The 22,485-nt window shown below is 61.8% G+C and carries 22 protein-coding genes; 9 read left to right on the plus strand and 13 right to left on the minus strand.

The window, feature by feature from the left end:
- Positions 1 to 59: 59 nt before the first annotated feature.
- Both ACED88_RS09585 and ACED88_RS09590 read left to right on the plus strand, forming a co-directional pair.
- Positions 60 to 236: a hypothetical protein gene (locus ACED88_RS09585; RefSeq protein ID WP_237184993.1), complete on the plus strand. Its 177-nt coding sequence runs from the start codon at positions 60 to 62 to the stop codon at positions 234 to 236.
- Positions 237 to 238: 2 nt separating this feature from the next.
- Entirely contained in the window at positions 239 to 466 is a 228-nt protein-coding gene (locus ACED88_RS09590; protein ID WP_237199593.1) for a hypothetical protein, read from the plus strand.
- 62 nt (positions 467 to 528) lie between these two features.
- On the opposite strand, the gene ACED88_RS09595 is transcribed toward ACED88_RS09590, so the two are convergent.
- The 6 genes from ACED88_RS09595 to gluQRS all read right to left on the minus strand — a co-directional run bounded on the left by ACED88_RS09595 (position 529) and on the right by gluQRS (position 6,069).
- Complete coding sequence (locus ACED88_RS09595; protein ID WP_185174195.1) at positions 529 to 786, minus strand: Txe/YoeB family addiction module toxin; 258 nt, start codon at positions 784 to 786, stop codon at positions 529 to 531.
- An 8-nt stretch (positions 787 to 794) separates the two neighbouring features.
- Entirely contained in the window at positions 795 to 1,049 is a 255-nt protein-coding gene (locus tag ACED88_RS09600; RefSeq protein ID WP_185174196.1) for a type II toxin-antitoxin system Phd/YefM family antitoxin, read from the minus strand.
- A gap of 232 nt (positions 1,050 to 1,281) precedes the next feature.
- Positions 1,282 to 2,235: a 1,4-dihydroxy-2-naphthoyl-CoA synthase gene (locus ACED88_RS09605; protein WP_449109454.1), complete on the minus strand. Its 954-nt coding sequence runs from the start codon at positions 2,233 to 2,235 to the stop codon at positions 1,282 to 1,284.
- A 191-nt stretch (positions 2,236 to 2,426) separates the two neighbouring features.
- Positions 2,427 to 3,926 carry a sodium/proline symporter PutP gene (gene putP / locus ACED88_RS09610; protein ID WP_449109455.1) on the minus strand — a complete coding sequence of 500 codons (1,500 nt, stop codon included), beginning with the start codon at positions 3,924 to 3,926 and terminating at the stop codon, positions 2,427 to 2,429.
- Between the two features lie 224 nt (positions 3,927 to 4,150).
- Complete coding sequence (locus ACED88_RS09615) at positions 4,151 to 5,089, minus strand: EamA family transporter (protein WP_449109456.1); 939 nt, start codon at positions 5,087 to 5,089, stop codon at positions 4,151 to 4,153.
- 8 nt (positions 5,090 to 5,097) lie between these two features.
- Positions 5,098 to 6,069, minus strand: coding sequence for a tRNA glutamyl-Q(34) synthetase GluQRS (gene gluQRS / locus ACED88_RS09620; RefSeq protein WP_449109457.1), 972 nt, complete (start codon positions 6,067 to 6,069; stop codon positions 5,098 to 5,100).
- Positions 6,070 to 6,278: 209 nt separating this feature from the next.
- On the opposite strand from gluQRS, the gene ACED88_RS09625 reads away from it, so the two are divergent.
- A complete protein-coding gene (locus ACED88_RS09625; protein ID WP_237199588.1) occupies positions 6,279 to 7,193 on the plus strand; it encodes an MBL fold metallo-hydrolase in 915 nt (304 codons plus the stop codon).
- 102 nt (positions 7,194 to 7,295) lie between these two features.
- Here the strand turns inward: ACED88_RS09625 and ACED88_RS09630 are convergent, their stop codons facing one another.
- Positions 7,296 to 8,738, minus strand: a complete 1,443-nt coding sequence (locus tag ACED88_RS09630; protein WP_449109458.1) for a phosphatase PAP2 family protein — start codon at positions 8,736 to 8,738, stop codon at positions 7,296 to 7,298.
- 218 nt (positions 8,739 to 8,956) lie between these two features.
- Here ACED88_RS09630 and ACED88_RS09635 point away from each other — a divergent pair, with 218 nt between their 5' ends.
- Both ACED88_RS09635 and menD read left to right on the plus strand, forming a co-directional pair.
- Entirely contained in the window at positions 8,957 to 10,036 is a 1,080-nt protein-coding gene (locus tag ACED88_RS09635) for an o-succinylbenzoate synthase (RefSeq protein WP_449109459.1), read from the plus strand.
- A 9-nt stretch (positions 10,037 to 10,045) separates the two neighbouring features.
- Positions 10,046 to 11,773: a 2-succinyl-5-enolpyruvyl-6-hydroxy-3-cyclohexene-1-carboxylic-acid synthase gene (menD, locus tag ACED88_RS09640; protein ID WP_449109460.1), complete on the plus strand. Its 1,728-nt coding sequence runs from the start codon at positions 10,046 to 10,048 to the stop codon at positions 11,771 to 11,773.
- A 72-nt stretch (positions 11,774 to 11,845) separates the two neighbouring features.
- On the opposite strand, the gene ACED88_RS09645 is transcribed toward menD, so the two are convergent.
- The 4 genes from ACED88_RS09645 to ACED88_RS09660 all read right to left on the minus strand — a co-directional run bounded on the left by ACED88_RS09645 (position 11,846) and on the right by ACED88_RS09660 (position 15,667).
- Entirely contained in the window at positions 11,846 to 12,010 is a 165-nt protein-coding gene (locus tag ACED88_RS09645) for a methionine/alanine import family NSS transporter small subunit (RefSeq protein ID WP_237204728.1), read from the minus strand.
- Position 12,011: 1 nt separating this feature from the next.
- Entirely contained in the window at positions 12,012 to 13,628 is a 1,617-nt protein-coding gene (locus ACED88_RS09650) for a sodium-dependent transporter (protein WP_449109461.1), read from the minus strand.
- Positions 13,629 to 13,768: 140 nt separating this feature from the next.
- Positions 13,769 to 14,809 carry a polyprenyl synthetase family protein gene (locus ACED88_RS09655; RefSeq protein ID WP_449107626.1) on the minus strand — a complete coding sequence of 347 codons (1,041 nt, stop codon included), beginning with the start codon at positions 14,807 to 14,809 and terminating at the stop codon, positions 13,769 to 13,771.
- A 99-nt stretch (positions 14,810 to 14,908) separates the two neighbouring features.
- Positions 14,909 to 15,667 (minus strand): demethylmenaquinone methyltransferase, encoded by a 759-nt coding sequence (locus ACED88_RS09660; RefSeq protein WP_423817185.1) that lies wholly within the window; start codon positions 15,665 to 15,667, stop codon positions 14,909 to 14,911.
- 99 nt (positions 15,668 to 15,766) lie between these two features.
- On the opposite strand from ACED88_RS09660, the gene ACED88_RS09665 reads away from it, so the two are divergent.
- From ACED88_RS09665 to ACED88_RS09675, 3 genes are all read left to right on the plus strand, one after another.
- Positions 15,767 to 16,537: an ABC transporter substrate-binding protein gene (locus ACED88_RS09665; protein WP_237241574.1), complete on the plus strand. Its 771-nt coding sequence runs from the start codon at positions 15,767 to 15,769 to the stop codon at positions 16,535 to 16,537.
- A gap of 142 nt (positions 16,538 to 16,679) precedes the next feature.
- Positions 16,680 to 17,474, plus strand: a complete 795-nt coding sequence (locus ACED88_RS09670; protein WP_449109462.1) for an amino acid ABC transporter permease — start codon at positions 16,680 to 16,682, stop codon at positions 17,472 to 17,474.
- Between the two features lie 30 nt (positions 17,475 to 17,504).
- Positions 17,505 to 18,266 (plus strand): amino acid ABC transporter ATP-binding protein, encoded by a 762-nt coding sequence (locus ACED88_RS09675; RefSeq protein ID WP_449107613.1) that lies wholly within the window; start codon positions 17,505 to 17,507, stop codon positions 18,264 to 18,266.
- A 138-nt stretch (positions 18,267 to 18,404) separates the two neighbouring features.
- On the opposite strand, the gene rarD is transcribed toward ACED88_RS09675, so the two are convergent.
- Both rarD and ACED88_RS09685 read right to left on the minus strand, forming a co-directional pair.
- Positions 18,405 to 19,373, minus strand: a complete 969-nt coding sequence (rarD, locus tag ACED88_RS09680; protein ID WP_449109463.1) for an EamA family transporter RarD — start codon at positions 19,371 to 19,373, stop codon at positions 18,405 to 18,407.
- 152 nt (positions 19,374 to 19,525) lie between these two features.
- Positions 19,526 to 20,920, minus strand: a complete 1,395-nt coding sequence (locus ACED88_RS09685) for a DUF6882 domain-containing protein (RefSeq protein WP_449109464.1) — start codon at positions 20,918 to 20,920, stop codon at positions 19,526 to 19,528.
- Positions 20,921 to 21,162: 242 nt separating this feature from the next.
- Between ACED88_RS09685 and ACED88_RS09690 the strand changes: the two genes are divergently transcribed.
- Positions 21,163 to 22,470: an SseB family protein gene (locus ACED88_RS09690; RefSeq protein WP_237194848.1), complete on the plus strand. Its 1,308-nt coding sequence runs from the start codon at positions 21,163 to 21,165 to the stop codon at positions 22,468 to 22,470.
- Positions 22,471 to 22,485 lie beyond the last annotated feature (15 nt).

Raw genomic sequence — 22,485 nt, forward strand, 5'->3', positions numbered from 1 at the left:
ACTTGGTAATCTTGTAGGTAACACCTTCTGCTTCTCAAGGTCGAGATAGGAGCCAACCCATGCTTGAAGTAACCGGTGCAGAAATCGCGATTCTGCTACTTTATCTGGCCCTGCTGGTGCTCTTTTTTGTAGTGCTCCTGGGGTTCCATAAGAAAAATAAGACCGAAATTCGGGTGATTCGTAAGCGCCTGGGGCTGGGCGAAAATGCCACAGGTAACACCGACAAGGGAGCCTAACCATGACTGTACTTGCTACTAATCCGCTGGTGCCCACTGCCGGGGAGGCCGTTCTTTCTGTAATTGGCCTGGCCTACCTGGTCTTCATGCTGGTTTTCCTGGTCTTTCTGGTCAACGTGCTACTGACCTGGCACCGCAAGAACAAGCTGCGCATCATCGAGCTGGAGTTCGAAGAACGCGCCATCGATAACCGCAAGGCTGCCCGCCGCATGGCAGGCCCTGAGGCCTAGCCCCGAGCTGAACGCAAGGACGCCCCGCCCTACCTTCCGTGGAGAAGACGGGGTGGGGCGTCCTACTCGTAGTGGTACCTCACCGCAGCAATGCGCACAGAGTTGCCCACGATTTTGTAGACCAGCCGGTGTTCTTCGGTAATTCTGCGTGACCAGTAGCCGGAGAGGTTGTTGCGCAGGGCCTCTGGCTTGCCAATACCTTCGTTGCCGTTGCGTTGGATATCTTTGAGTAGGGTATTGATTCTTTTGAGAACCTTGCGATCTTGCCTCTGCCACCACAGGTAATCTTCCCAGGCCTGACTGCTCCAGATAAGTTCCACGCTGCTGCCTAATCTTCGAGAAGTGCTTGACTGGAGCCTCCGCCTGCTTCGAGTTCATCGATTGCATCGAGTAGCTTACGGGCATTGGCAGGCGAACGTAAGAGGTGAGCGGTCTCTTTGAGCGATTCGTATTCGGCAAGTGAAAGAATGACGGCAGGTTCGCGCCCTGCCCTGGTGATGACGACTTCTTCAAGGTCTTCTACCGCGATATCGAGTACCTGGGCGTAGTTGGCGCGGGACTCGGTGTAGGTCATAGTTTTCATCAGAACCTCCTGTACAGAAAACTGTACGCTTGAGAGGCGGTATCTTCAAGAGCTAATGTTTTTCCTTTGGAATACCGCACGCTGCAGGGGAAGTATCGTCTTATTCTTTTGCTCAGACAGCGAAAGCCCACCAGACTCTCGTAATGTCCACAGTGAAGGTGGACAGTATGAGAGTCTGGTGGGCACTTAGCCTGCGCGGCACTGAGCCGGGCGCGCGGACGCCTGTGAGCGGCTAGAAGTAGTAGGGGTAGTTCTCCCAGTTGGGGTCGCGCTTCTCGAGGAAGGCGTCACGGCCCTCGACGGCCTCATCGGTCATGTAGGCCATGCGGGTGGCCTCACCGGCAAAGACCTGCTGGCCGACCATGCCGTCGTCCGGAAGGTTGAAAGCGAACTTGAGCATACGAATCGCCTGCGGTGACTGGCGGGCAATGTGGGCCGCGTACTCCAGGCCCTTGGTCTCCAGCTCGGCGTGGGGTACCACGTCATTCACAGCGCCCATCTCGTACATGCGCTTGGCGTCGTATTCCTTAGCCAGGAAGAAAATCTCGCGGGCAAACTTCTGGCCCACCTGGCGGGCCAGCAGGGCTGAGCCGTAGCCGGCGTCAAAGGACCCCACGGTCGCGTCGGTCTGCTTGAACTTGCCGTACTCCTCAGAGGCAATGGTCAGATCGGCAACCACATGCAGGGAGTGGCCGCCACCGGCCGCCCAGCCCGACACCAGGGCGATGACCACCTTGGGCATGGTGCGAATCAGGCGCTGCACCTCCAGAATGTGCAGGCGCCCTGCGCGGGCAGGGTCAATCGAATCGCGGGTCTCGCCCTCGGCGTAGCGGTAGCCGTCGCGGCCGCGAATGCGCTGGTCGCCGCCGGAGCAGAAGGCCCAGCCGCCGTCCTTGGCAGAGGGGCCGTTGCCGGTCAGCAGCACGGTGCCCACGTTGGAGGTCATGCGGGCGTGATCCAGCACCCGGTAGAGTTCATCGACGGTGTGGGGGCGGAAGGCGTTGCGTACCTCGGGCCGGTCAAAGGCGATGCGGACGGTTGGTAGGTCGCGCAGGATCTCACCGGCCTCGTCGCGTTCCACCTGGCGGTGGTAGGTGATATCGGTTAGGTCCTCAAAGCCCTCAACCAGACGCCACTGGTGGGGGTCGAAAATGTCAGAAACCTTGGCAGGAAGTTCGTTAGTCATAGCCACCAGTCTACCCAGGGGTGCCCCGGGCTGGTTCCTTGCATGTAATTGAAAGTTTCATCTGCGCGTTCAATGCACGCGCAGATGAAACTTTCGACGACACTCGGCGCAGAAAAGGACGGACGCTACCTCCAGCGCCCCTGCCCGCAGGCAGGGGAGTGGGGTGCGGCGTCCTGACTTAGACGAAGCTGCTAGCGGGAGAGCTCCACGGCGCGGTCGAACTCTTCGTTGATCTCGCGGGCGGTGGCGGAGTCACCCTTGTAGGTGGCAACCGACACCAGGTAGGCAAAGAGCAGGTTGACCAGGAAGCCGGGCACGATCTCGTACATGTAACCCGAGAGCACCTCGTTGTAGCCCCAGACGAAGACGGTGATGGTGCCTGCCACCATACCCGCTACGGCGCCAAGTGCGGTGAGCTTGCGCCAGTAGAGGGAGAGAATCACGATGGGGCCGAAGGCTGCGCCGAAGCCAGCCCAAGCGAAGGAGACCAGGGAGAGCACAGAGGAGTCGGGGTTCCAGGCCAGCAGACCTGCGATGACAGAGACAACCAGCACGCCCGCGCGGCCTAGCCAGAGGCCCTTGGCGTCTGAGAGTTCCTTGCCGCCGCTGGTGAGCTTGTAGAGGTCTTCAGCCAGGGCAGATGAGCAGACAATCAGCTGGGAGGAAAGGGTTGACATGATAGCCGCCAGCACCGCTGCCAGCACGAAACCGGCCAGCAGGGGGTGGAGCAGAATCTGGGACATATCCAGGAAGACTGACTCAGCATTGGTGGTGTCGGTCAGGGTCGCTTCGGGGTGGTGGGCAAAGTAGGCGATACCGATAAGACCGGCGCTCATGGCACCGACCAGGGTGGCGATCATCCAGGTGATGCCGATGCGGCGGCCGGCGGTGGCGTCCTGGGCTGAGCGCAGGCCCATGAAGCGCACGATGATGTGGGGCTGGCCGAAGTAGCCTAGACCCCAGGCAGCTGAGGAAAGAATGCCCAACACGGTGGTGCCCGCAAAGAAGGAGAGGGCGGTGGGGTTAACGGACTCGATGGTGCTCTCAAGGCCGGAGAAGCCGCCCACGTAAACCAGCGCCATAATCGGCAGAACAATCAGAGCGGTGAGCATGAGTAGACCCTGCACAACGTCCGTGTAGGTTGCGCCTAGGAAGCCGCCAAAGAGGGTGTAGGCAACGGTGATACCGGCGACCAGCAGCATGCCGGTGTGGTAGTTACCGCCGAAGGATGACTGGAAGAAGACGCCCCCAGCGACCATGCCGGAGGAGACGTAGAAGGTGAAGAAAATCAGAATCACCAGGGCTGCGAAGATGCGGATGATGCCGCGGGAGTCGCGCAGGCGGTTGTGGAAGAAGGAGGGGACGGTCACCGAGTTGCTGGAGACTTCGGTGTAGGCGCGAAGGCGGGGGGCTACGAACTTCCAGTTGAGCCAGGCGCCGATAGTTAGGCCGATTGCGATCCAGGCTTCGGCTAGGCCGGTGATGTAGAGGGCGCCGGGCAGGCCCATGAGTAGCCAGCCTGACATGTCCGAGGCTCCTGCAGAGAGAGCGGCGGCGGTGGGGGAGAGGGAGCGCCCGCCCAGTACGTAGTCGTCGAGGTTCTTGTTCTTGGACTTGGCCCAGATGCCAATGCCGACCATGGCGGCGAAGTAGATAGCCAGGGCTATCAGTTGGTAGGTGGTGTTGCTCATGAGCTCCCCTTGGGTTGTGGGCGAGGACGTGCGAGGTTGGGAGGTGCGGCACCGCACCCACCCTTTTGTGCAGTTTCTCTAAAGTATCTTGTTTAGATTACTTGAGGTGTTTACTGAAGCACACGTTTTGGTCTGTGGGTTAGCTTACACCCTGAGGGTCTGGGTGACACTATCTCGCCGCCTGAAGCTATTTAGAATCTTCGTACAAAAACGGTGAGCTTTTCTTAAGAGTGCTTCTGCGAGCGTGGATCTATCACGGGTAGGGCCGATGTATGCAGTGTTACCGCGATGGCTGACCTGTTGGTGCGCCAGACGATGTAGGCGCCGGAGGCGGCGATGAGCACAATGCCCAGGTAAGACCAGGTAGAGAGCACTTCACCCAGCATGAAGGTACCCACGATGGCCCCTACCACGGGGTCGATGGAGAAGAGCACCCCGATGACGGCGGCGCTGGTCAGCTGCCCGGCGATGTTATCGGCAGAATAGGCCAGGGCTACGCCCACGATGGCGGAGAGAGCCAGCTTGAACCAGGCGTCCGCGTCCAGACCCGCCATGGCGGGCACCGATAGGGGAAGCTGGATGAGAGCCGAAAAAGCCAGCGACATGGTGGTGCCGCGCAGGCCGCTGGTCGCGGCGGACGCTGAACCCATGCGGGCCGAGAAGATGGTGTAGCCGGCCATTGAGGCGGCTGACCCGAGGGCCCAGATGAAGCCGATGGGGTGGGCGTCCCCCGCGAGGGTAGGCCCGGCAATCATCACAACCCCGGCCAGGGCGAAAAAGGCAATGAGCCCGTCGCGCAGGCGCCGCACACCGAGCAGAGCCACCACAAAGGCACCCAGATATTCAAAGGTCACCGCCACGCCCAAAGGAATATGGTGCACCGCGTTGTAGAAACAGACGCTCATCAGGGTCAGCACCAGCCCGTAGACCAGCACCTGGGGAAGGTCCCGCCGCCGCAGGGCAAGGGGGTTAGGGCGCACCAGCGCCCACAGGACCACAGCGGCAATCAGAGCACGCAGGGCGGCGACCTGGGTGGGGCCAACGCTGGTAAAGAGCACCGAGACAATCGCAGCTGAAATCTGAATACCCAGGGAGCCAGTGAGGATCAGAAGCAGGGCAGCGGTGCCCCGGCGTTCGGCCGGTATGCGGTCAGCGAGGTTCACAGCGTCTCCTAAAGCCCGCAGGTGCTTTCAAGCAGCGGGTCTACTACAGTCCAGGGGGCCTGCTTGATACGGTCTGGGCTGAAGACAGAGAGCATCTCAGCGGCGGTTTCGGGCAGGTGGGGGCCGCTTTCGCCAGCGCTTGCCCCGGTGAGCGGGGGCAGCGGAATAGAGGCAGCAATCATACGCATGATGTGGTCGGTGCTGACCCCGGCGGCGGTGAGCTCGGCGAGGGTCACGGCCCCGTCCCGTTTAGCCAGGCGCTTGCCCTCGGTGTTGAGGGCCAGGGGGACATGGGCGTAGGCAGGTACCTGCAACCCCAATAGGTGAGCTAGATAGGCCTGGCGGGGAGCAGAGGGCAGCAGGTCATCGCCGCGCACCACCTCGGTGACCCCCTGGTAGTCGTCATCAACCACGCACACCAGGTTGTAGGCGTAGACCCCGTCGGCCCGCACCAGCACAAAATCGTCGACAGCGTCGGTGTATTCCCCGGTGAAACGGTCGGTGACAGTCCATTTGCTCACCTGGGCTTTGAGGCGCAAGGACGCCGGCCTCAGCTGCCTGCGCTCAGCCCTTTCTGCCTCGGTGAGGTTGCGGCAGGTGCCGGGGTAGGCACCGGGGGCGCCGTGCGGGGCACTGGAGGCCTCCTGAATTTCTTTGCGGGTGCAGTAGCACTCGTAAACTAGCCCGGCCTCGCACAGACGGGTAAGGGCGTCCGCGTAGGCATCTAGGCGGGTGGACTGGTAGAGCACCTCCCCGTCCCAGTCGATGCCCAGGGCGGCAAGGTCGGCCAGCTGACGCTCTGCCGCCCCCTTCTTGACCCGGTCTAAATCCTCCACCCGCATCACAAAACGGCCTCCCGCGGTACGGGCCATCATCCAGGCCAGTAGGGCGGTGCGTAGGTTGCCCAGGTGCAGGTCACCGGAAGGGGAAGGCGCATAACGGCCGCAGGGAACGGGAACAGGAGCGGTTTTGATAGACATCACCCCACTAGTCTAGTGCCCAGGGGAAGCTAGCGGGTTGAGGGCAGCTACCCCTGATGAGCCGGTAGCTAAGGTGATACATCTTTTTATGACATAAGATTGCGCTCAACCTGCGTAACACCGTTAAAGAAGGGCAGTGTGGTGAGAAATAACTGCTTAGCCACTCGTAAACACGGTAGGCACCTTTTATTTCAAGTACCTTAGAGAGTATGGCTAGAACTCTTGAAATTGCCGATGGTATCTATCAGATCTCAACGGATAACTACCGTCTTAACTCCGGTCTGATTGTGGGCGCAGAGAAGGCTATGGTGGTTGACACCGGCGCCGGGCCCCGTCAGGGAGCCGAGATCCTGAGAGCCGTGCGACGGGTCACCGAGCTTCCTCTGGTTGCGGTCAACACCCACGCGCACTTCGACCGCTTCATGGGCAACGCCGTGTTCGCAGCTGACGGAGTCACCGACATCTGGGCCCACCCCCGCGCCGCCCGCGCTATCGAAAGCTACGGCGACCGCCAGCGTCTTTACGTTGAGGTGCTAGAACCCGAGATGGCCCACCAGGCTGGCCCCAACACCCAGCTTGTTGTACCCACCCGGTTCTTGCCCGGCGACGGTACCCGTCCGGCCTTTACCCGGGTAGAACTGGGCCAGCGGGCCGTTACCCTCATGTACCTGGGCCTGGCCCACACCGACGGCGACGTGCTGGTAGGGGTAGACGACGTCCTGTTCGCCGGTGACATCATCGAGCAGGGCTCAGACCCCGCCTTCGACGACTCCTACCCCGAACTGTGGGTTAGCACCCTACGCACCCTGGCAGGGCTCGACCGCTACCGCATCTTCGTTCCCGGGCACGGCACCCCGGTGGAGAGTTCCTTCATCGAGCGTATGGCCGACACCATGGAAGACGCCGTACAGAAAATTGCTGACTCTGCCCTGAAGAAGGTCAAGGGGGCAACGACAGCCTCCATGTACCAGCTACCCTATTCGGGGGGATCCACCCGAATTCTGCTCGACCGTCTCACGAAGCTCGAAGCCCGTGAGGCTGAGGGGCAGGGGCTCTCGACCGTCACGTTTGAGGGGGATGCTGCCTCTGGCCTGACCGGCCCCATTACCCTGGGGCAGGGTTAGAAGCACCTCGCACGATTTGCTCAGAAGCTTAGGCGCGAGACAGAAAGAGCTACCCAGCTCAATGCCGGGTAGCTCTTGTCTTTAAACTGAATCCAGTCTGTATTAGTAAGCCCAGACCTTCCGGTAGGCACTGCGCTTCTTATTCTGGGGGCGTAGCAGGGCAATCTGCGTGCTGGTGGTCAGAGCCGCTACCGCCCCGATGAGACAGATAGCTGCCATAAAGGCAGAGCCGGGAATCGGGTTGGTGTAGGTGACCCAGTAGAGGGCCAGGGCGCAGAAACCCGAGAAGAACCCTGAGATAGAAAGCAGGGGAACCAGGATCAGCCCTGATCGCTGGGTGTCGCTCATATCAAGTTCCTCTGAGCGCATGAAACGCAGAATCACGAGCCCCAGCACACCCCAGAGACCGGTGACCAGAATAGCTGTGACCACATCGGCTGGGCGGTGCCAGCCATTGACCACGGTGGAATAGCCGGCCGCTACCGTAAAGACCATGCTAATCAGGGCCACGGTGGGGCGGAAGCGCTTGGGGGAGGCCAGGAAGAGAGCCAGGCCCGCAGCCGCCGCGAAGGTCGTGTGGCCGGACGGTGCCGAGTTACCCAGGGCCTCCTGAATACCCAGGTTGGGCTTGACGATGATGTAGTTCTTCAGCAGCTGGGTGGTCAGGTTAGCACCGGCGGCAATGGCCACACCGACCAGGGCTGGCACAAAGCGGTGCTTCCACAGCAGCACAAAGAGAATGCCGATAGCCGCGGTAATACCGGCGGCGGTGGGAATGAAGTCGAGCAGGGTAGAGGTCTGCTCAGTGTAGGTCATGAACTGGTAGGAGAACTCCTGGAAGGAAATCTCGTCGAGCTCCTGGCCGGTTGACGTTGTAATAAAGAAAACAAAGGCTGCCACCAGAAGGCAGAAGAGGGTTCCTGCCGCAAAGAAGTGCTGGATCAGCGTCCAGAGCGAGGGGCGAGTCTGCCGAATATGCGAGGGAGTGAGCATATGCAACCGGCCCGAGGGGGAGTACTCCCCTGAGTGAGCCTGGCTGCTGTAGGGCGCCTGGCCGTAGCCCTGCGCCGGGTGGCCGGGGCGGGGGCGTCCTTGCTGAGCAGCGGCAGGGGCCCCGTAGCTAGCCTGTGGCGCCCGGTGGGCGCTGACTGCGTCCGGACGCGGGGCCGCCGCTTGGGCGCGGGCCTTGCTCGCCGCCCGGGCGGCACGTTCCTTCTTGACCCGGTGCGCTGCCTCCTGGGCCGCTGCCTGCGCGGCGGCAAAACCGGTTTTAGCTGCCGCCAGGCCACTGGCGGTACCGGCCTGGAGCTTAGCTTTCAGAACCTCGCCCTGGGGCGCAGAAGGCGCGGCAGGGAGCACCACGGTGGCGTCATCATCTGTAAAAGTAGCCCTTACCCGAGAAGCGGGAAGCACCTCGGTGGCGTCGTCACCGGGGCTGGTCGGCAGGGCAACCGTGCGGTCGTTATAGGTCTGGGGCGTTAGCACCTCGGTGGCATCGTCGGGTGTGCCAGAAACAGCGTTAGAATCGCGCTTCTCAAAACTCACAGTTATCCCCAAAGACCTTTCTGCTGCGTGTAGACACCTCAACGAGCCTACCAAGCTGTACCTGTTATTTCAGCCCTAGGCCCTGCTAAGAGCTAACAGGCTCAGCCTGTAGTGCTATTGTGGCAAACTCACATGGGACTTTCCTGAGAGAACCCCTAATGTTGCGCGAGCGCCCCAGCTACACCCCACAGCTAAAGCCGAAGAGTAGATTAGAAGACATGACAGCTCACGCCCTCACTCCAGGCTTTGCCCTGCCCCCGCTCGAAGAAATCCTGGCCGCTACCCGCGTCGTAGCCCTGCCCATGCGGGTGAAGTTCCGCGGCGTCAGCCTACGTGAAACCGCCCTGATTCAAGGCCCGGCTGGCTGGGGAGAATTTGCTGCTTTTACCGAGTACGAGCCGGCAGAGGCGTCCGCCTGGCTGGCCTGCGCCATCGAGGCGGCCTGGCTGCCCTACCCGCAGCCGCTGCGTACCAGCATTCCGCTCAATGCTACGGTGCCCGCGGTGCCTGCTCAAGCGGTAGAGGACGTGCTAGCCCGCTACCAGGGGCAGGTGCGGGAAATCAAAATCAAGGTGGCTGAGGCGGGTCTGCCCTTTGAAGAATCCCTGGCCCAGGACCTGGCCCGGGTAGCGGCCGTCCGCGCGGCCTGCCCCGGGGCTCGCCTGAAGATTGACGCCAACGGCGGCTGGGAGGAGGGCCAGGCCGTCCGCGCCCTCAATGAGCTAGCTGACTACGACCTGCTTTACGCCGAGCAGCCTGTGCCGGGTATCGAGGGCCTGGCCCGGGTGCGCGAGGCACTGCGGGCCCGGGGTAACCCTCTGCTGATCGCCGCCGATGAGGCTGTGCGTAAGGCCGATGACCCGTTACGGGTCGCCCGCCTGGGAGCAGCTGACCTGATGATTATTAAGGCCGCACCCCTGGGAGGAGTCAGACGGGCCCTAGAGCTAGTGGAGCAGGCCGCCCTACCTGCGGTTGTCTCATCGGCTCTTGAAAGTTCGGTCGGCATCCGTACCGGGGCAGCGCTGGCCGCTGCCCTGCCCCAGTTGCCCTACGGGTGCGGGCTGGGCACGGTCTCCCTCCTGGCTCAGGACGTCACCCCCAGCCCCCTCGTAGCCCGAGACGGCTACCTGCCCCTGCGCGATATCGCCCCTGACCCCCGGCTCCTCGAAGAGGCAGCAGCCAGCCCCGAACGCACCGCCTGGTGGCACCGCCGAATCGAAGCCTGCTACCGCCTACTTGAACAGGGGCATCTGGGCAGCAGCAGAACCCGGCTGAGTGTTGAAGAGGGCAGCGAGTAAACTGGTGGGGTGACTGATGCACCCTCAACCTCCTTTATGACCGCAATTTCTGTGCTCGACACCCTCGTGCGGGCAGGAATGCGGCATGTTCTCATCGCTCCGGGATCGCGCTCAGCCCCCCTAGCCTATGCACTCGCTGCCCTAGACCAGGCCGGGGTCATCGAAGCCCACGTGCGCATCGACGAGCGCAGCGCCGCCTTCACAGCTTTGGGAATGGCCAAGGCCAGCGGCCAACCGGTGGGTATCGTCACCACCAGCGGCACCGCCGTGGGCGAGTGCCTCCCGGCCCTCATGGAGGCCTACCACACTGGCGCACCCCTGGCCCTGCTCTCGGCCGACCGCCCTGCCCGGCTCCAGGGCACCGGCGCCAACCAAACCACCGACCAGCAAGTGATTGCTCCGGCACACACCCGGGCGTCCTGCACCCTTGAAAACTACACGGCCGACCCCGCCGACCCCCAGAGCGCCCAGCTCAACGCGGCGCTCGCAGCTCTGACCGGGCGTTCAGCAGATAACTGGGACACCCCCTCAACCACCCCGCGAGGCCCCGTCCAAATCAACCTGGCCCTTGACACCCCGCTCACCCCCAACCCCCTTGACCAGCAGATCCTAGAGCGATGGGCGCGCTCGCTGGCTGAGAACCCACCGGCGCCTGCCACCCCGCTACCTCCCGCCGACCCCAGCGCAGCTAGCTGGCTACGCGCAGGCACCAACGAGGGGGCTTGGCGGACGGACAGCGCCGGTACCGCCCGCCGTACCGTCGTGGTGGCCGGTGACGGGGCAGGGCCTATCGCCCAGGCCTTTGCCCAGCAGCAGGGTCTACCCCTGCTGGCCGAACCCTCATCGAACGCCCGCTTCTCACCCCTGGCCGTGCCCGCCTACCGGCAGGTACTGGCAGGGCACCTGGGGCAGCAGATTGAGCGGGCCGTTATCTTCGGTCACCCCACCCTCTCCCGGCCGGTTGCCACCCTGCTGACCAACTCCGCGGTAGAACGCACCCTCTACGCCCCCTCACCTGCCCCCTGGTATGAGCCCGGGGCCCTTGACCTGCGGGAGATCGCGACCCTGGCTGAACTGGCCGACTTCGCAGGCACAGGTCGGGGAGCTACCACCGAGGACGGCCACGACTGGACGACCAGCTGGAGCGAAGCCGGGCAGGAACTAGCCCGCGAACTGAACCAGCAGGTCGCCAACTACCGGGCAGGCACCTACACCCTGAACACCCAACCCGGCGCAAGCTCAGCCGACCGCACCGCAGGCTACGCCCTGGCAGAAGCCACCTGGCGGAGCTGCCTAGAAGATGGCGCCGTGCTGATGGTGGGCTCATCCAACCTCATCCGCGACCTTGACCTCATCGCCCCCTCCCTGGCAGCCTCACCCCTGGTCTTTGCCAACCGCGGACTAGCCGGTATCGACGGCACCATCGCCACCGCGTCCGGAATCTCCCTGGCCCTCAACCGCCCGGTACGCGTGCTCGTCGGAGACCTCACCTTCCTACACGACACCGGCTCCCTCAACATCGGCCCCCTCGAACGCAAACCCAACCTCGACGTGCTGGTCTACGACGACCGGGGCGGCGGAATCTTCTCAACCCTGGAACACGGCCAACTAGCCCAACACGAGAAATTCGCCCCGGCCGTCCGCCGCTTCTTCACCACCCCGCACACCGCCCAGCTCGAAGAACTCGCAGCAGTCTGGGGCGAGAACGGAATCAGCGTCAGGGTGGTGCGGCCGTAGGGTCTTCTTACTAGTTACGAAAAAGCCCCTCCACACCTGCGTGTGGAGGGGCTTTTCTCTGCGGAGGGCCGGTTACTTCTGGGCGGTTTCGGTGGCCCAGGGAACTGCGGTCTCGTCGGCCTCTACATCGCTACCCGATTCGTCGGGGTTGCGGGAGAGATGAACCAGGGCTAGGCCCAGGCCGCCCCAGATGAGGGCGATGGAGACAATCAGCATAACGATGGCGATGGAGCTCATGCTAGGCACCTTCCTTTTCGGTGGCTGACTGGGCTGTCGACTGGGCGGTGGCGTCTACGTGGTCGTGGACGACCTTGCCGCCTGCAACCGGGGGAGCCGGGGGAGTCAGCGCTGCGCGGGAGGTCTTAGACCAGGGCAGCATGGAGATGATGATAGCTACGACCAGCAGGGCGATGACCATGCCCCAGCCGAAGATGTTGAGCATCTGGTCGGGGTAGCCCTCGTAGGGTTCGTTGATCAGGCCGATGAAGGTGTTGATCAGGGAGTAGCCCAGGATGACGGGGGTGACGCCTGCCAGTAGGAACATCCAGAGCTTGCCCATCTTCCAGGACGAACGCTCGTTGAGGTGGTCGCGGAAGATCGGCAGGGCACGCAGCAGGTAGGCAACTACGAAGATGGAGACCAGGCCTGCGGCCAGGATGCCGAACTGGTTGACGAAGTTATCCAGGATATCCAGGACGTAGAGGCCGGAGGTGGTGGCCATGAGCAGGGTTGAGATTACCGCGATGGGGGCGATGACCAGCAGGGTGGAGCGCACACGGCCCAGGTTGAACTTGTCTTCAACACCGGCAACGATAACCTCAACGATGGAGATCATGGAGGTGAAGCCTGCAAAGAGCAGGGAGCCGAAGAAGAGCACACCGATCAGGGTGCCGCCGGGGGCCTGGGAGATGATGGTGGGGAAGGCGATGAAGGCCAGGCCAATACCTGAGGTTGCTACCTCGGAGACCTGGGTGCCAGCGGCGGTTGCCATGAAGCCCAGGGCTGCGAAGACGCCGATACCGGCCAGCAGCTCGAAGGAGGAGTTAGCGAAGCCCACAACCGCGCCGGAGCCGGTCAGGTTGGTCTTGTTCTTCAGGTAGGAGGCGTAGGTAATCATGATGCCGAAGCCGATGGACAGGGAGAAGAAGATCTGGCCGTAGGCTGCAACCCAGACACCGGGTTCGGTCAGAGCGGCCCAGTCGGGGGTGAAGAGGGCATCGAGGCCGGTCATTGCGCCGTCCAGGGTCAGGGAGTAGCCGACCATAACCAGGAACATGATGACCAGCACGGGGATGAAGAAGACGTTAGCCAGGCCCACGCCCTTCTGTACACCCAGGGACATGATGAGGGCCAGCAGTACCCAGATGCCGATGAGGGGGTAGAGGATGCCGGGCACGAAGTCGAAGGTGAGAGCGACCGGGTCAGCCAGCTGCAGGACGTCCGCGAAGAAGAAGGTCTGCGGATCCTCACCCCAGGCGTGGGTGAAGGAGTAGATGAAGTAGCGGGCAGCCCAGGCAAGAATCGCTGCGTAGTAGATAGCGATGATGAAGTTGATGCCCATGTGCCACCAGCCGATGAACTCGGTCTTGCGGTTCAGGCGGCGGAAGGCCAGGGGAGAGGACGCGCGGGCGCGGTGACCGATGACGTAGTCAAAGAAGAGGAAGGGCAGACCCGCGGTCAGCAGGGCGACCAGGTAAGGGATCATGAAGGCGCCGCCGCCGTTATCGTAGGCGACGTAGGGGAAGCGCCAGATGTTACCGAGACCAACGGCTGAACCGATAGCTGCAAAGATAAAGACCTTGCGGCTTGAGAAGCCTTCTCGTTTCTTGGGCGCCGAGGTGGGGTTTGAACTCATGTGAGTAGTCCTCCGCAGGCTAACGTGTGAATGAATCTTTTGTAGTATGTGGGTTCAGGCTAGCAAGTGATAAATAAATCTCAAATAGTGGATAGAAAATTGGGTAAAAAAATCCCGGCGGTTTCCCGCCGGGAGTAGCTCTAGGCATCGCGGTGGACGACGGCGTGAGCGAAGGACTTGAGGGCCTCCTTGACCACTGAGTCGGGCAGGGGCTCGATGGCCGCAATAGCGTCGTCAGCCCACTGGTAGGCAATCTTCCAGGCTTCAGTGGTGGCCGGGTGGGCCGAAAGCGCTGCAACGGCCTCGGCTAGAGCCTCGTCGCTGGTCAGGTCGCCCTGAATCAGCTGCTGGACGTGCTGGGCTTCAAGGTCGCCGGTTGCGGCAGCCCGGTCGAGCAGGATGGTGGGCAGGGTGGGGACGCCCTCGCGCAGGTCAGTGCCGGGGGTCTTGCCGGATGCCGCACCCGAGCTGGTGACGTCGATGACGTCGTCGGCCAGCTGGAAGGCCACGCCTACCAATTCGCCGTAGCGGGCCAGCATCTGCACGGTTGCCTCGGGGGAGTCAGACAGGATAGTGCCGTAGGAGCCTGCTGCCGCGATGAGGGAGCCGGTCTTGCCCTCGATGACCTTAATGTAGTGGCTGAGAATGTCTTCGTTTTTCTCGGGGCCGGTGGTTTCAAAGAGCTGACCCAGTACCAGGCGTTCAAAGGTCTGAGCCTGCACAGCTAGAGCGCGGCCACCCAGTTCGGAAACAATCAGGGAGGCGCGGGAGAAGATAAGGTCACCGGTCAGAATGGCGACCGAGTTGCCCCAGATGTTCTGGGCGGTATCTACACCGCGGCGCTTGGGGGCGTCGTCCATAACGTCGTCGTGGTAGAGAGTGGCCAGGTGGGTCAGCTCAACGACAACAGCTGCGTCGATGACCCGGTCGTTGATGCCGCCACCGGCTTCTGCTGCCAGTAGGGTGAGCAGGGGACGCACCCGCTTGCCACCGGCAGAAAGCAGGTGGCGGGAGGCCACGTCTGCCAGGTGATTGGTCTGGGCAACCGCGCGTTCTAGGCGCTGCTCAACCTCAGAAAGGGCCTCAAGAATCTTGGGGCCGAGTTCAGCGTCCTGCGCAATGAGTTCAAACCCCTTGGGCAGGTTGAAGTCAGCTTCGGGCATGAGCGCTTCAACGCTCATAGGGGAGCTGGTGGGTTCAGTCACGGTGTCTTTCACATTTCTTCGGTGGGTGGCTGCGGCCCAGAGCCGCGGCAAGCTGCTGGTGTAAGTCTACCGGGTTTACTGCTCGGGCTTATAAGCGCGGTGCAGGGCTACGATGCCGCCGGTCAGGTTCTTGTACTGAACGTTCTGCCAGCCTGCTTCGGTGAAGTGGCGGGCCAGCTCGTCCTGGGCGGGCCAGGCAAGAATGGACTCGGCCAGGTATTCGTAGCTTTCGGGGTTAGAAGAGACCTTGCGCGCAATCGGTGGAATCAGCTTCATGATGTAGTTGCGGTAGATGGCGCGGAAGGGGGCGAAGGTGGGGGTGGAGAACTCGTTGATGACGATGCGTCCGCCGGGCTTGGTCACGCGGTAGAGCTCGCGCAGGGCCTGGGGGTAGTCGGCGACGTTGCGCAGGCCGTAGCTCATGGTGACGGCGTCAAACTCTTCGTCGGCAAAGGGAAGGGCGGTGACGTCCGCCTGCACGAACTCGATGTCGGGGCGGCGGCGGCGGCCTACGGCCAGCATGCCCTCGGAGAGGTCGGCGGCGATGACCTTAACACCGGCGTCGGCGAAGGGTTCGGACGAGGTGCCGGTTCCGGCGGCGACGTCAAGGACCTTCTGGCCGGGGTGGGCGTCGACCGCAGCAACGGTCTGCTTACGCCAGTAGATGTGCTGGCCCAGCGACATGATGCCGTTCATTAGGTCGTAGCGTTCGGCTACCTGATCGAACATGGATGAGATGTCGGTGGTCTTTTTGTTAAGGTCTGCTCGGTTCACCCTGCCTATTTTGTCATGTTTGTGTCTAAAGCTCACCTTGGGGGTGTGTAAAAAATTCATAATGAATATTCATGCATAGGTTTGCATTTTTACGCATAGCGGGGCAGAATAAAGCTCAAAGCACATCGCACCTACACAGTTTTAGATACGAGGTACACCATGAAGAAGGCCCCCTTCGCTCTCGCAGCAGCCGCCCTGATGCTCACCGCCTGTGGCTCCTCTAGCACCGGTACCACCACCGAGTCAGGCGTTTCCCTGATTTCAGAGGGCAAGCTGACCGTCTGCACCAACCCTCCCTACGCTCCTTTCGAATACGAAGAAAACGGCAAGATCGTTGGCCTGGACGCCGATATCGCAGCAGCTATCGCCTCAGACCTGGGCGTCGAAGCCGAAATGTTCACCACCAGCTTCGAGGGTATCCAGTCCGGTGTAGCCCTTTCCTCCAAGCAGTGCGACATTGCCCTGTCTGGTATCACCATCACCGATGAGCGCAAGACCGTCATGAACTTCACCGACTCCTACGTCGATGACAACCTGGCGATCCTGGTTCCCGCTGGCTCCGACATCAAGAGCGACGCTGACCTCTCCGGCCGTAACATCGGCGTACAGCAGGCTACCAGTGGCGAAAAGTACGCCCAGGACGCCGGCGCTAATACTGTTCAGTACGAAGACAACGGCCTGCTCCTGCAGGCACTACAGACCGGCCAGGTCGATGCCATCGTCGGTAACATCACCGTGCTGTCTGAGATGCTGACCTCTGACTCATCCCTCTCTGTAGTCCAGGAAATCGAGACTGGCGAGCAGATTGCCGGTGCCGTAGCGACCGAGAACACCGCTCTGCTTGACTCCGCCAACGCCACCCTCAAGAAGATGGAAGAGGACGGCCGCCTGGCAGACCTGCGTGAAAAATACCTGGGCGTATCCCAGTAATCACGGATAACGGGTAGTAGCATAAACCCAAGCTCACCAACGGGGGTAGGCTAGCGCAGATGCAGCCTACCCCTCACCCGTTTATCTCTCGTCCTTCGCCGATATGATCCCGGGCAACCGGGGAACAAAAGGAAGACCACCCATGGCACTGTCGACCCGGCAGAAACAAACCTACGCCCGCTACGCCCAGTACGCCCTGCTGGCTATCATCGCACTCGTCGTTATTCTTGTCGCTGACTGGGGAACCCTGCGCGATAAGGCCTTTAACCCTGAGATTATTGCCCAGCAGTTCCCCAACATCATCACCGTTGCCCTCAAGAACACCCTGACTTACACAGCCCTGGGCTTCGTAGTGGGCCTGGCTGGCGGTGTTCTGCTGGCCCTGATGAAGATTTCATCGGTTGCCCCCTACCGCTGGCTAGCTTCGCTCTACATCGAGCTCTTCCGCGGTCTGCCCGCGCTGCTGGTCTTTATTGCCTTCGGTTACGGTATCCCCCTGGCCTTCGGCCTGCGCCTGAACAACTACGTCACCGTCATGCTGGCCCTGGGTATGGTGTCGGCTGCCTACATCGGTGAGGTACTGCGCGCCGGCCTGGAAGCTGTACCCAAGGGTCAGTACGAGGCAGCCCGCTCCCTGGGCATGAGCCACACCCGCGCCATGGTCACCGTCATCATCCCCCAGGCCTTCCGTATCGTCCTGCCCCCGCTCACCAACGAGATTATCCTGCTCACCAAGGACTCCTCCCTGGTCTACCTGCTCGGTATGTCGGTAGCCCAGTACGAACTGACCAAGTTCGGCCGTGAAGGCATCTCGGGGTCCGGCGCGGGCCTCACCCCGCTCGTCCTGGCAGGCGCCTGCTACCTGATTATTACCGTCCCGCTGGGCTTCCTTGCCCGCCACTTCGAAAAGCGTGCCAAGGCCCGCTCCCGCAAGTAAAGCACCCACCTACCCCAGGAAGAACCAGCCATGACTCTTCAGACCGCACCAGCGTCCGTCACCATCACCAACCTGCATAAGTCCTACGGCGACGTCAAAGTGCTCAAGGGCATCGACATGTCGGTAGCCCCCGGCGAGGTCGTCTGCCTGATCGGCCCCTCCGGCTCGGGCAAGTCCACCCTACTCCGCTGCGTCAACCTGCTCGAAACCCCTAACTCCGGCAGTATCGAGGTGGCCGGTCACTCGGTGACCGACCCCGATGTTGATATCGACGCCATGCGCCGCTCCGTGGGTATGGTCTTTCAGCAGTTCAACCTCTTCCCCCACCTGACCGTGCTCGAAAACTGCACCGTCGCTCAGGTCAAGGTGCTCAAGCGCTCTAAAGCCGAAGCCAAAGAAATCGCCCTGGCCAACCTCGAAAAGGTAGGCCTAGCTGATAAGGCAGCCCGCCACCCCGACCAGCTTTCCGGTGGCCAGCAGCAGCGCGTCGCTATCGCCCGTGCCCTCTCCATGAACCCCGCCCTCATGCTCTTTGACGAGCCCACCAGCGCTCTTGACCCCGAGACCGTGGGTGACGTGCTCTCCATCATGCGCCAGCTCGCCGCCGAGGGCATGACCATGATCGTGGTAACCCACGAGATGGCTTTCGCCCGCGATGTGGCTGACCGTGTGGTCTTCATGGACGGCGGCGTGGTGGTCGAGGAGGGCCCCTCCGACGCCGTCATCGGCAACCCCCAGCACGAGCGCACCCAGCTCTTCCTCTCTCGCGTGCTCAACCCCACCGCCCAGTAGATTTAGCCCAGTAGATTCAGCCCGGTAGGTTCAGCGCTGCCAGAGCATAAAAGCAGCCCAGGCCCCTTGATTGCGGACCTGGGCTGCTTTTTTGTGCTTGTTTTTCTGTGGGGCTGTCTCAGCCGGCTTTGATCTTGCCTAGTCGTTCTTGATCTGGGGCAGCATACCTGTGTTGGTATCGGGGGAGGGGACCTCGGCGGACGGCTGCTGGGCACGTACCCTGCGCTGGGTGAGCAGGGAGTCTGCGATGAAGAAGGCTGCAGCTACCCACACCAGCATAAAACCTGCCCAGCGGCCCGCTGAGAGGTGTTCCTGGGTCACGAACAGGGCAACGAGGAACTGAAGAGTGGGGCCAACGTACTGCACCATTCCCAGCACAGAGAGCGGGACGCGGGCAGCGGCTCCCGCAAAGAGAAGCAGGGGCACCGCCGTGAGCACACCGCTGGCTACCAGAATCCAGAAATGGGCTGGGCCTTCTGTCAGCAGGGTAAGCTGACCGCTGTGCGCAAAGTACCACATCAGTACAGCTGCCAGAGGGGTCAGGAGCAGGGTCTCCATGGTCAGAGATACCAGGGCCGGCACCGCCCCAATCCGTTTCTTGACCAGCCCGTAGAAGCCGAAAGTGAAAGCCAACCCCAGGCCCAGCCAAGGGACTGAGCCGTAAAAGACCACCATCACCAGCACCGCGAGCGCAGCAACACCGATACCGGCCCACTGGAGGGGGCGCAGGCGCTCACCCAGGAAGACGACGCCTAGGGCGACCGAGACAATGGGGTTGATGTAGTAGCCCAGGGAGGCTTCCATAACGTTGTTACTGGTGGTGGCAATGACGTAGAGCAGCCAGTTGCCGAAAATGAGTAGGCTAGCAACTAGCAGAAGGCCTACCTGGCGCAGATTGCCCAGCACCGTCAGCAGATTTTTGACCTGCCGGGTGAGCGGGAGCAGGGCTAAACAGAAGACCAGCGAAAACAGCACCCGGCCCGCCACGATCTCTAGGGGAGTGGCTGGGGCTGTCAGCATGAAGTAGAGGGGGAAGAGCCCCCAGATCAGGTAGCAGAAAAAGGCGTAGAGACCGCCCACTACCTGCTCATTTTTGGCTGTGCTCACCGTTGCGTTCCTCGTGCTTCTCTCGGTGGTGTGTGGGTTCTGCGTTAGGTAGGGACTTCTACCGCTCACGGGGAATGTGAGTCAGCGGCGCTATGAGAAAGTGGCTACCCGGTGTATACCGGGTAGCCACTGACAGGTGCTCGGGATGAAGCCTAGAGGCCGAAGAAGCGGCTGAAGAAGCCCTTCTTTTCTTCCTTGGGCTTGGGCTTAGTCGCAGCTTCTGCGCGTTCAGCCTCAAGATCGGGTGCCTGGCCAGCCAGACGGATGTCTGAGGCAGGGCGGGCAGGCTCGTCAACCTGCTCGTAGCCGGCGGGGGCCTGCTCAGTCTGCTCAGCTTCTTCGATAGCCTGCTCCGCAGCAACAGAACCGGTCTGGGGCTCCTCTACCTGAACAGGCTCATCGCGCACGATATCTTCATCGGCGATAGCGCTGGTGGTGACACGGCCGGGGCGGGCGTCCTCAGCAGGTTCGCGGTCGTAGGGCTGCTCGGCGTTGGGGTAAACCCGGTCGGTAGTGATGGTACCTTCGACCTCTTCCTCACGGGCAGCCTCTTCGGCGCGTTCCTTCTCAAGACGCTCGGCCTCAGCTGCTTCAGCTGCAGCGCGCTCTTCAGCGGCAGCAATTTCAGCCTCGCGAGCTTCGATGGCGGCCTGTTCAGCGGCCAGAGCTTCAGCCTCGGCTGCACGGGCGGCTTCGGCGCGGGCCTCGTCCTCACGGGCAGCTTCTTCAGCCGCCAGGCGGTTAGCCTCTTCGCGGGCTGCGACCTGGGCAGCGGCCTCCTGGGCTGCTACAGCTTCGATGCCCTGACGCTCAGCAGCAAGCTGTTCGCGCAGGTCACGGGCAGTCTGCGCCAGGCGAGCCAGCTCGTCGGCACCGACCTGGGGCTCAGCAGCCTCGATACCCGAAATCTTGCCGTTATCGAACCAGAGGCGCAGGGCGCCGTCCGAAGCGGTGATGACGGCGGTTGCCTCGGTGTCCCAGGCAATGTGGGCGCCGCGCAGCTTGGCGTAGGAATCTACGGCGCGCAGGTGGTTCACGGCGGTGCCGGTCTGCAGGGCCTGTGCCATAACCTGGCCCATACGGTTGACGGTGGGGGCCTCAAGTTCAAGCTGGCTGCCATCGAGCAGAATCCAGGCACGGACGCCTGCCCCGGCAGTCACGGGGTAGTGGGCGTAGACGCCGGTCAGCGCTTTGGAGGCCAGGGTCAGTTTGCGGGCCAGACCCGAGTCGAGGGGGAGCTCATCGGTGGTGAGCTCAGAGATGCTGTGCTTCGCTCCGCCTTCACGCGCCTGGATTGCTGCCGAAACGACGCGGTCGGGGAAGTGACCGAGCTCCTGCCACGACCAAATCCAGGAACCGCGGTTCTCGGATTCAGTACCCAGCAGGTAGGGGGTGAGGCTTACGGAAGCATCAGACTGGAGGGTGAATGACGGTGCAGAGAAATCCACCGTCCATTCTGCGCCGCCGCTGATTTCAGCAAGACGGGCCTGGTACTCGGTGGAGATAAAGATTGAATCGTCAATCAGATCCTGCAGTGTAGTAGTCATACGGTCAAGGCTAGCAACTCTTATGGGGCTCCCGCACCTTTTTGCCGCGGTAAGAGCTTGAATTTCTGACATATTCAGCACCCTCCTTGAAACTAGGGGAGAATCACTCAGGAAGAAGGCGGGTGTGCTCTGCCCCGAGGCGGGTAGTTTCTTGGTTTAATGGGGTAGATAACTCGCGCCCCTTGGCTTTACCTCCGGTAGCGCCGATAGGGCTTTGCTTCGCCCAAACCTTCAGGAACAGTATGTCGCCTTCTTCGCCCCGTTACACCGAGATTGAACGCCCCGCTATGGTGCAAGATGCCTTGAACGCTATTGGTAGCTGGATGCTGGGTACGGTCAAGGTTGAACCCGGCTGGAATGAGCTGGTACTCGATATCAAGCCCCTCTCTGAAACTGTATTTGTGCGCATTACTGAATCACGCGATGAGCAGGATTATGTGGGCACTGTGGGGCCGGTGAAATCTAATAGCCCTGTGCTTCCCGCTATTGAGCAGCTGCAGCACGCCTCTTTTGTCGAGGGGGAGGGCACCTGGTTCACCGCATCTGTGGTGATTACCGCCAGCAACTGGCCTGAGCCCCAGTACCAGATTGGGGCGTCCTACGACCGTGCCCACGAGCCGGTGGACTGGAACGGCGAGGGCCGCCTGAGTGCCCGCGATATCCGCGCCCACTTTGAACTTTTCCCCCGCGACCCCGAGCACGTGCCTGACTGGGCCGCTGTGCGCCTGGCAGGACGCCGGGGCGCAGGTTTCGCTGAAACCGGTGGGGAAGGTGCCCTGCCTGTAGGCCCCGTCAACCGCTATCTGACTGAGGCCCTGGCGGGCTTCGCAACCGCCAGGAGCGAGCAGTCCTTAGCGAACGTCGTCCGCACCGCCCAGGGTGGCAATCTCATCATGGATATCTCCCAGAGCACGGTGACTCCTGAGGGTACCCCTCAGCTCAACTACCAGGTGCTGCGCCTCGCTAACGGAATGAGGGCACTGACCGCCTACTCAGCAACTGAACCTGCTAAAACCTACTCAGCTCAGGTGCTGAACGCCCCTCACCCCCGCCTGGTGGTAGAACACGCCATGAAGGTTTTCCTGCAGGTAGCCCACGACGAAACAATAGACGTGCTGGTGCTGGACCCCGGTAGCGAGCACGAGTGCTTTATTGAAAAAGCCCAGATCCAGTGGGTGATTGGGTCCCCGCATAACATGCCGGCCCAACGAGCTCTCGTTGAAGAAAATATGCATGATCTGCTGATGGCTCTCACAGCCCCTGCGTCTGTGCTCCTGCTGGGTGTACGTGCAGATGATCCGGTAGGCCACCCTGTCATGCTTAAGAAAGACGATGACAGCGAAGAAAACGTCGCCTTAGTCTTTACAACAGCTGCCGAAGTTGCCGCTCTTGACCCGACCCTGGTGGTACGTAGCGCCCCGGCACTCGAGGCCCTCAAACTCTTTGCCGCCGGTGAAAGTAGCGCTGTACGCATCAATGCCCTGGCACCCCACGCCACTCTCCCTATGGAACAGGTGCGCCAGCTCATTTCAGTAGTAGAATCTCAGTAAACCCCCACCCCCTTA

It is taken from the genome of Rothia sp. 11273D007AR, from assembly GCF_053547255.1.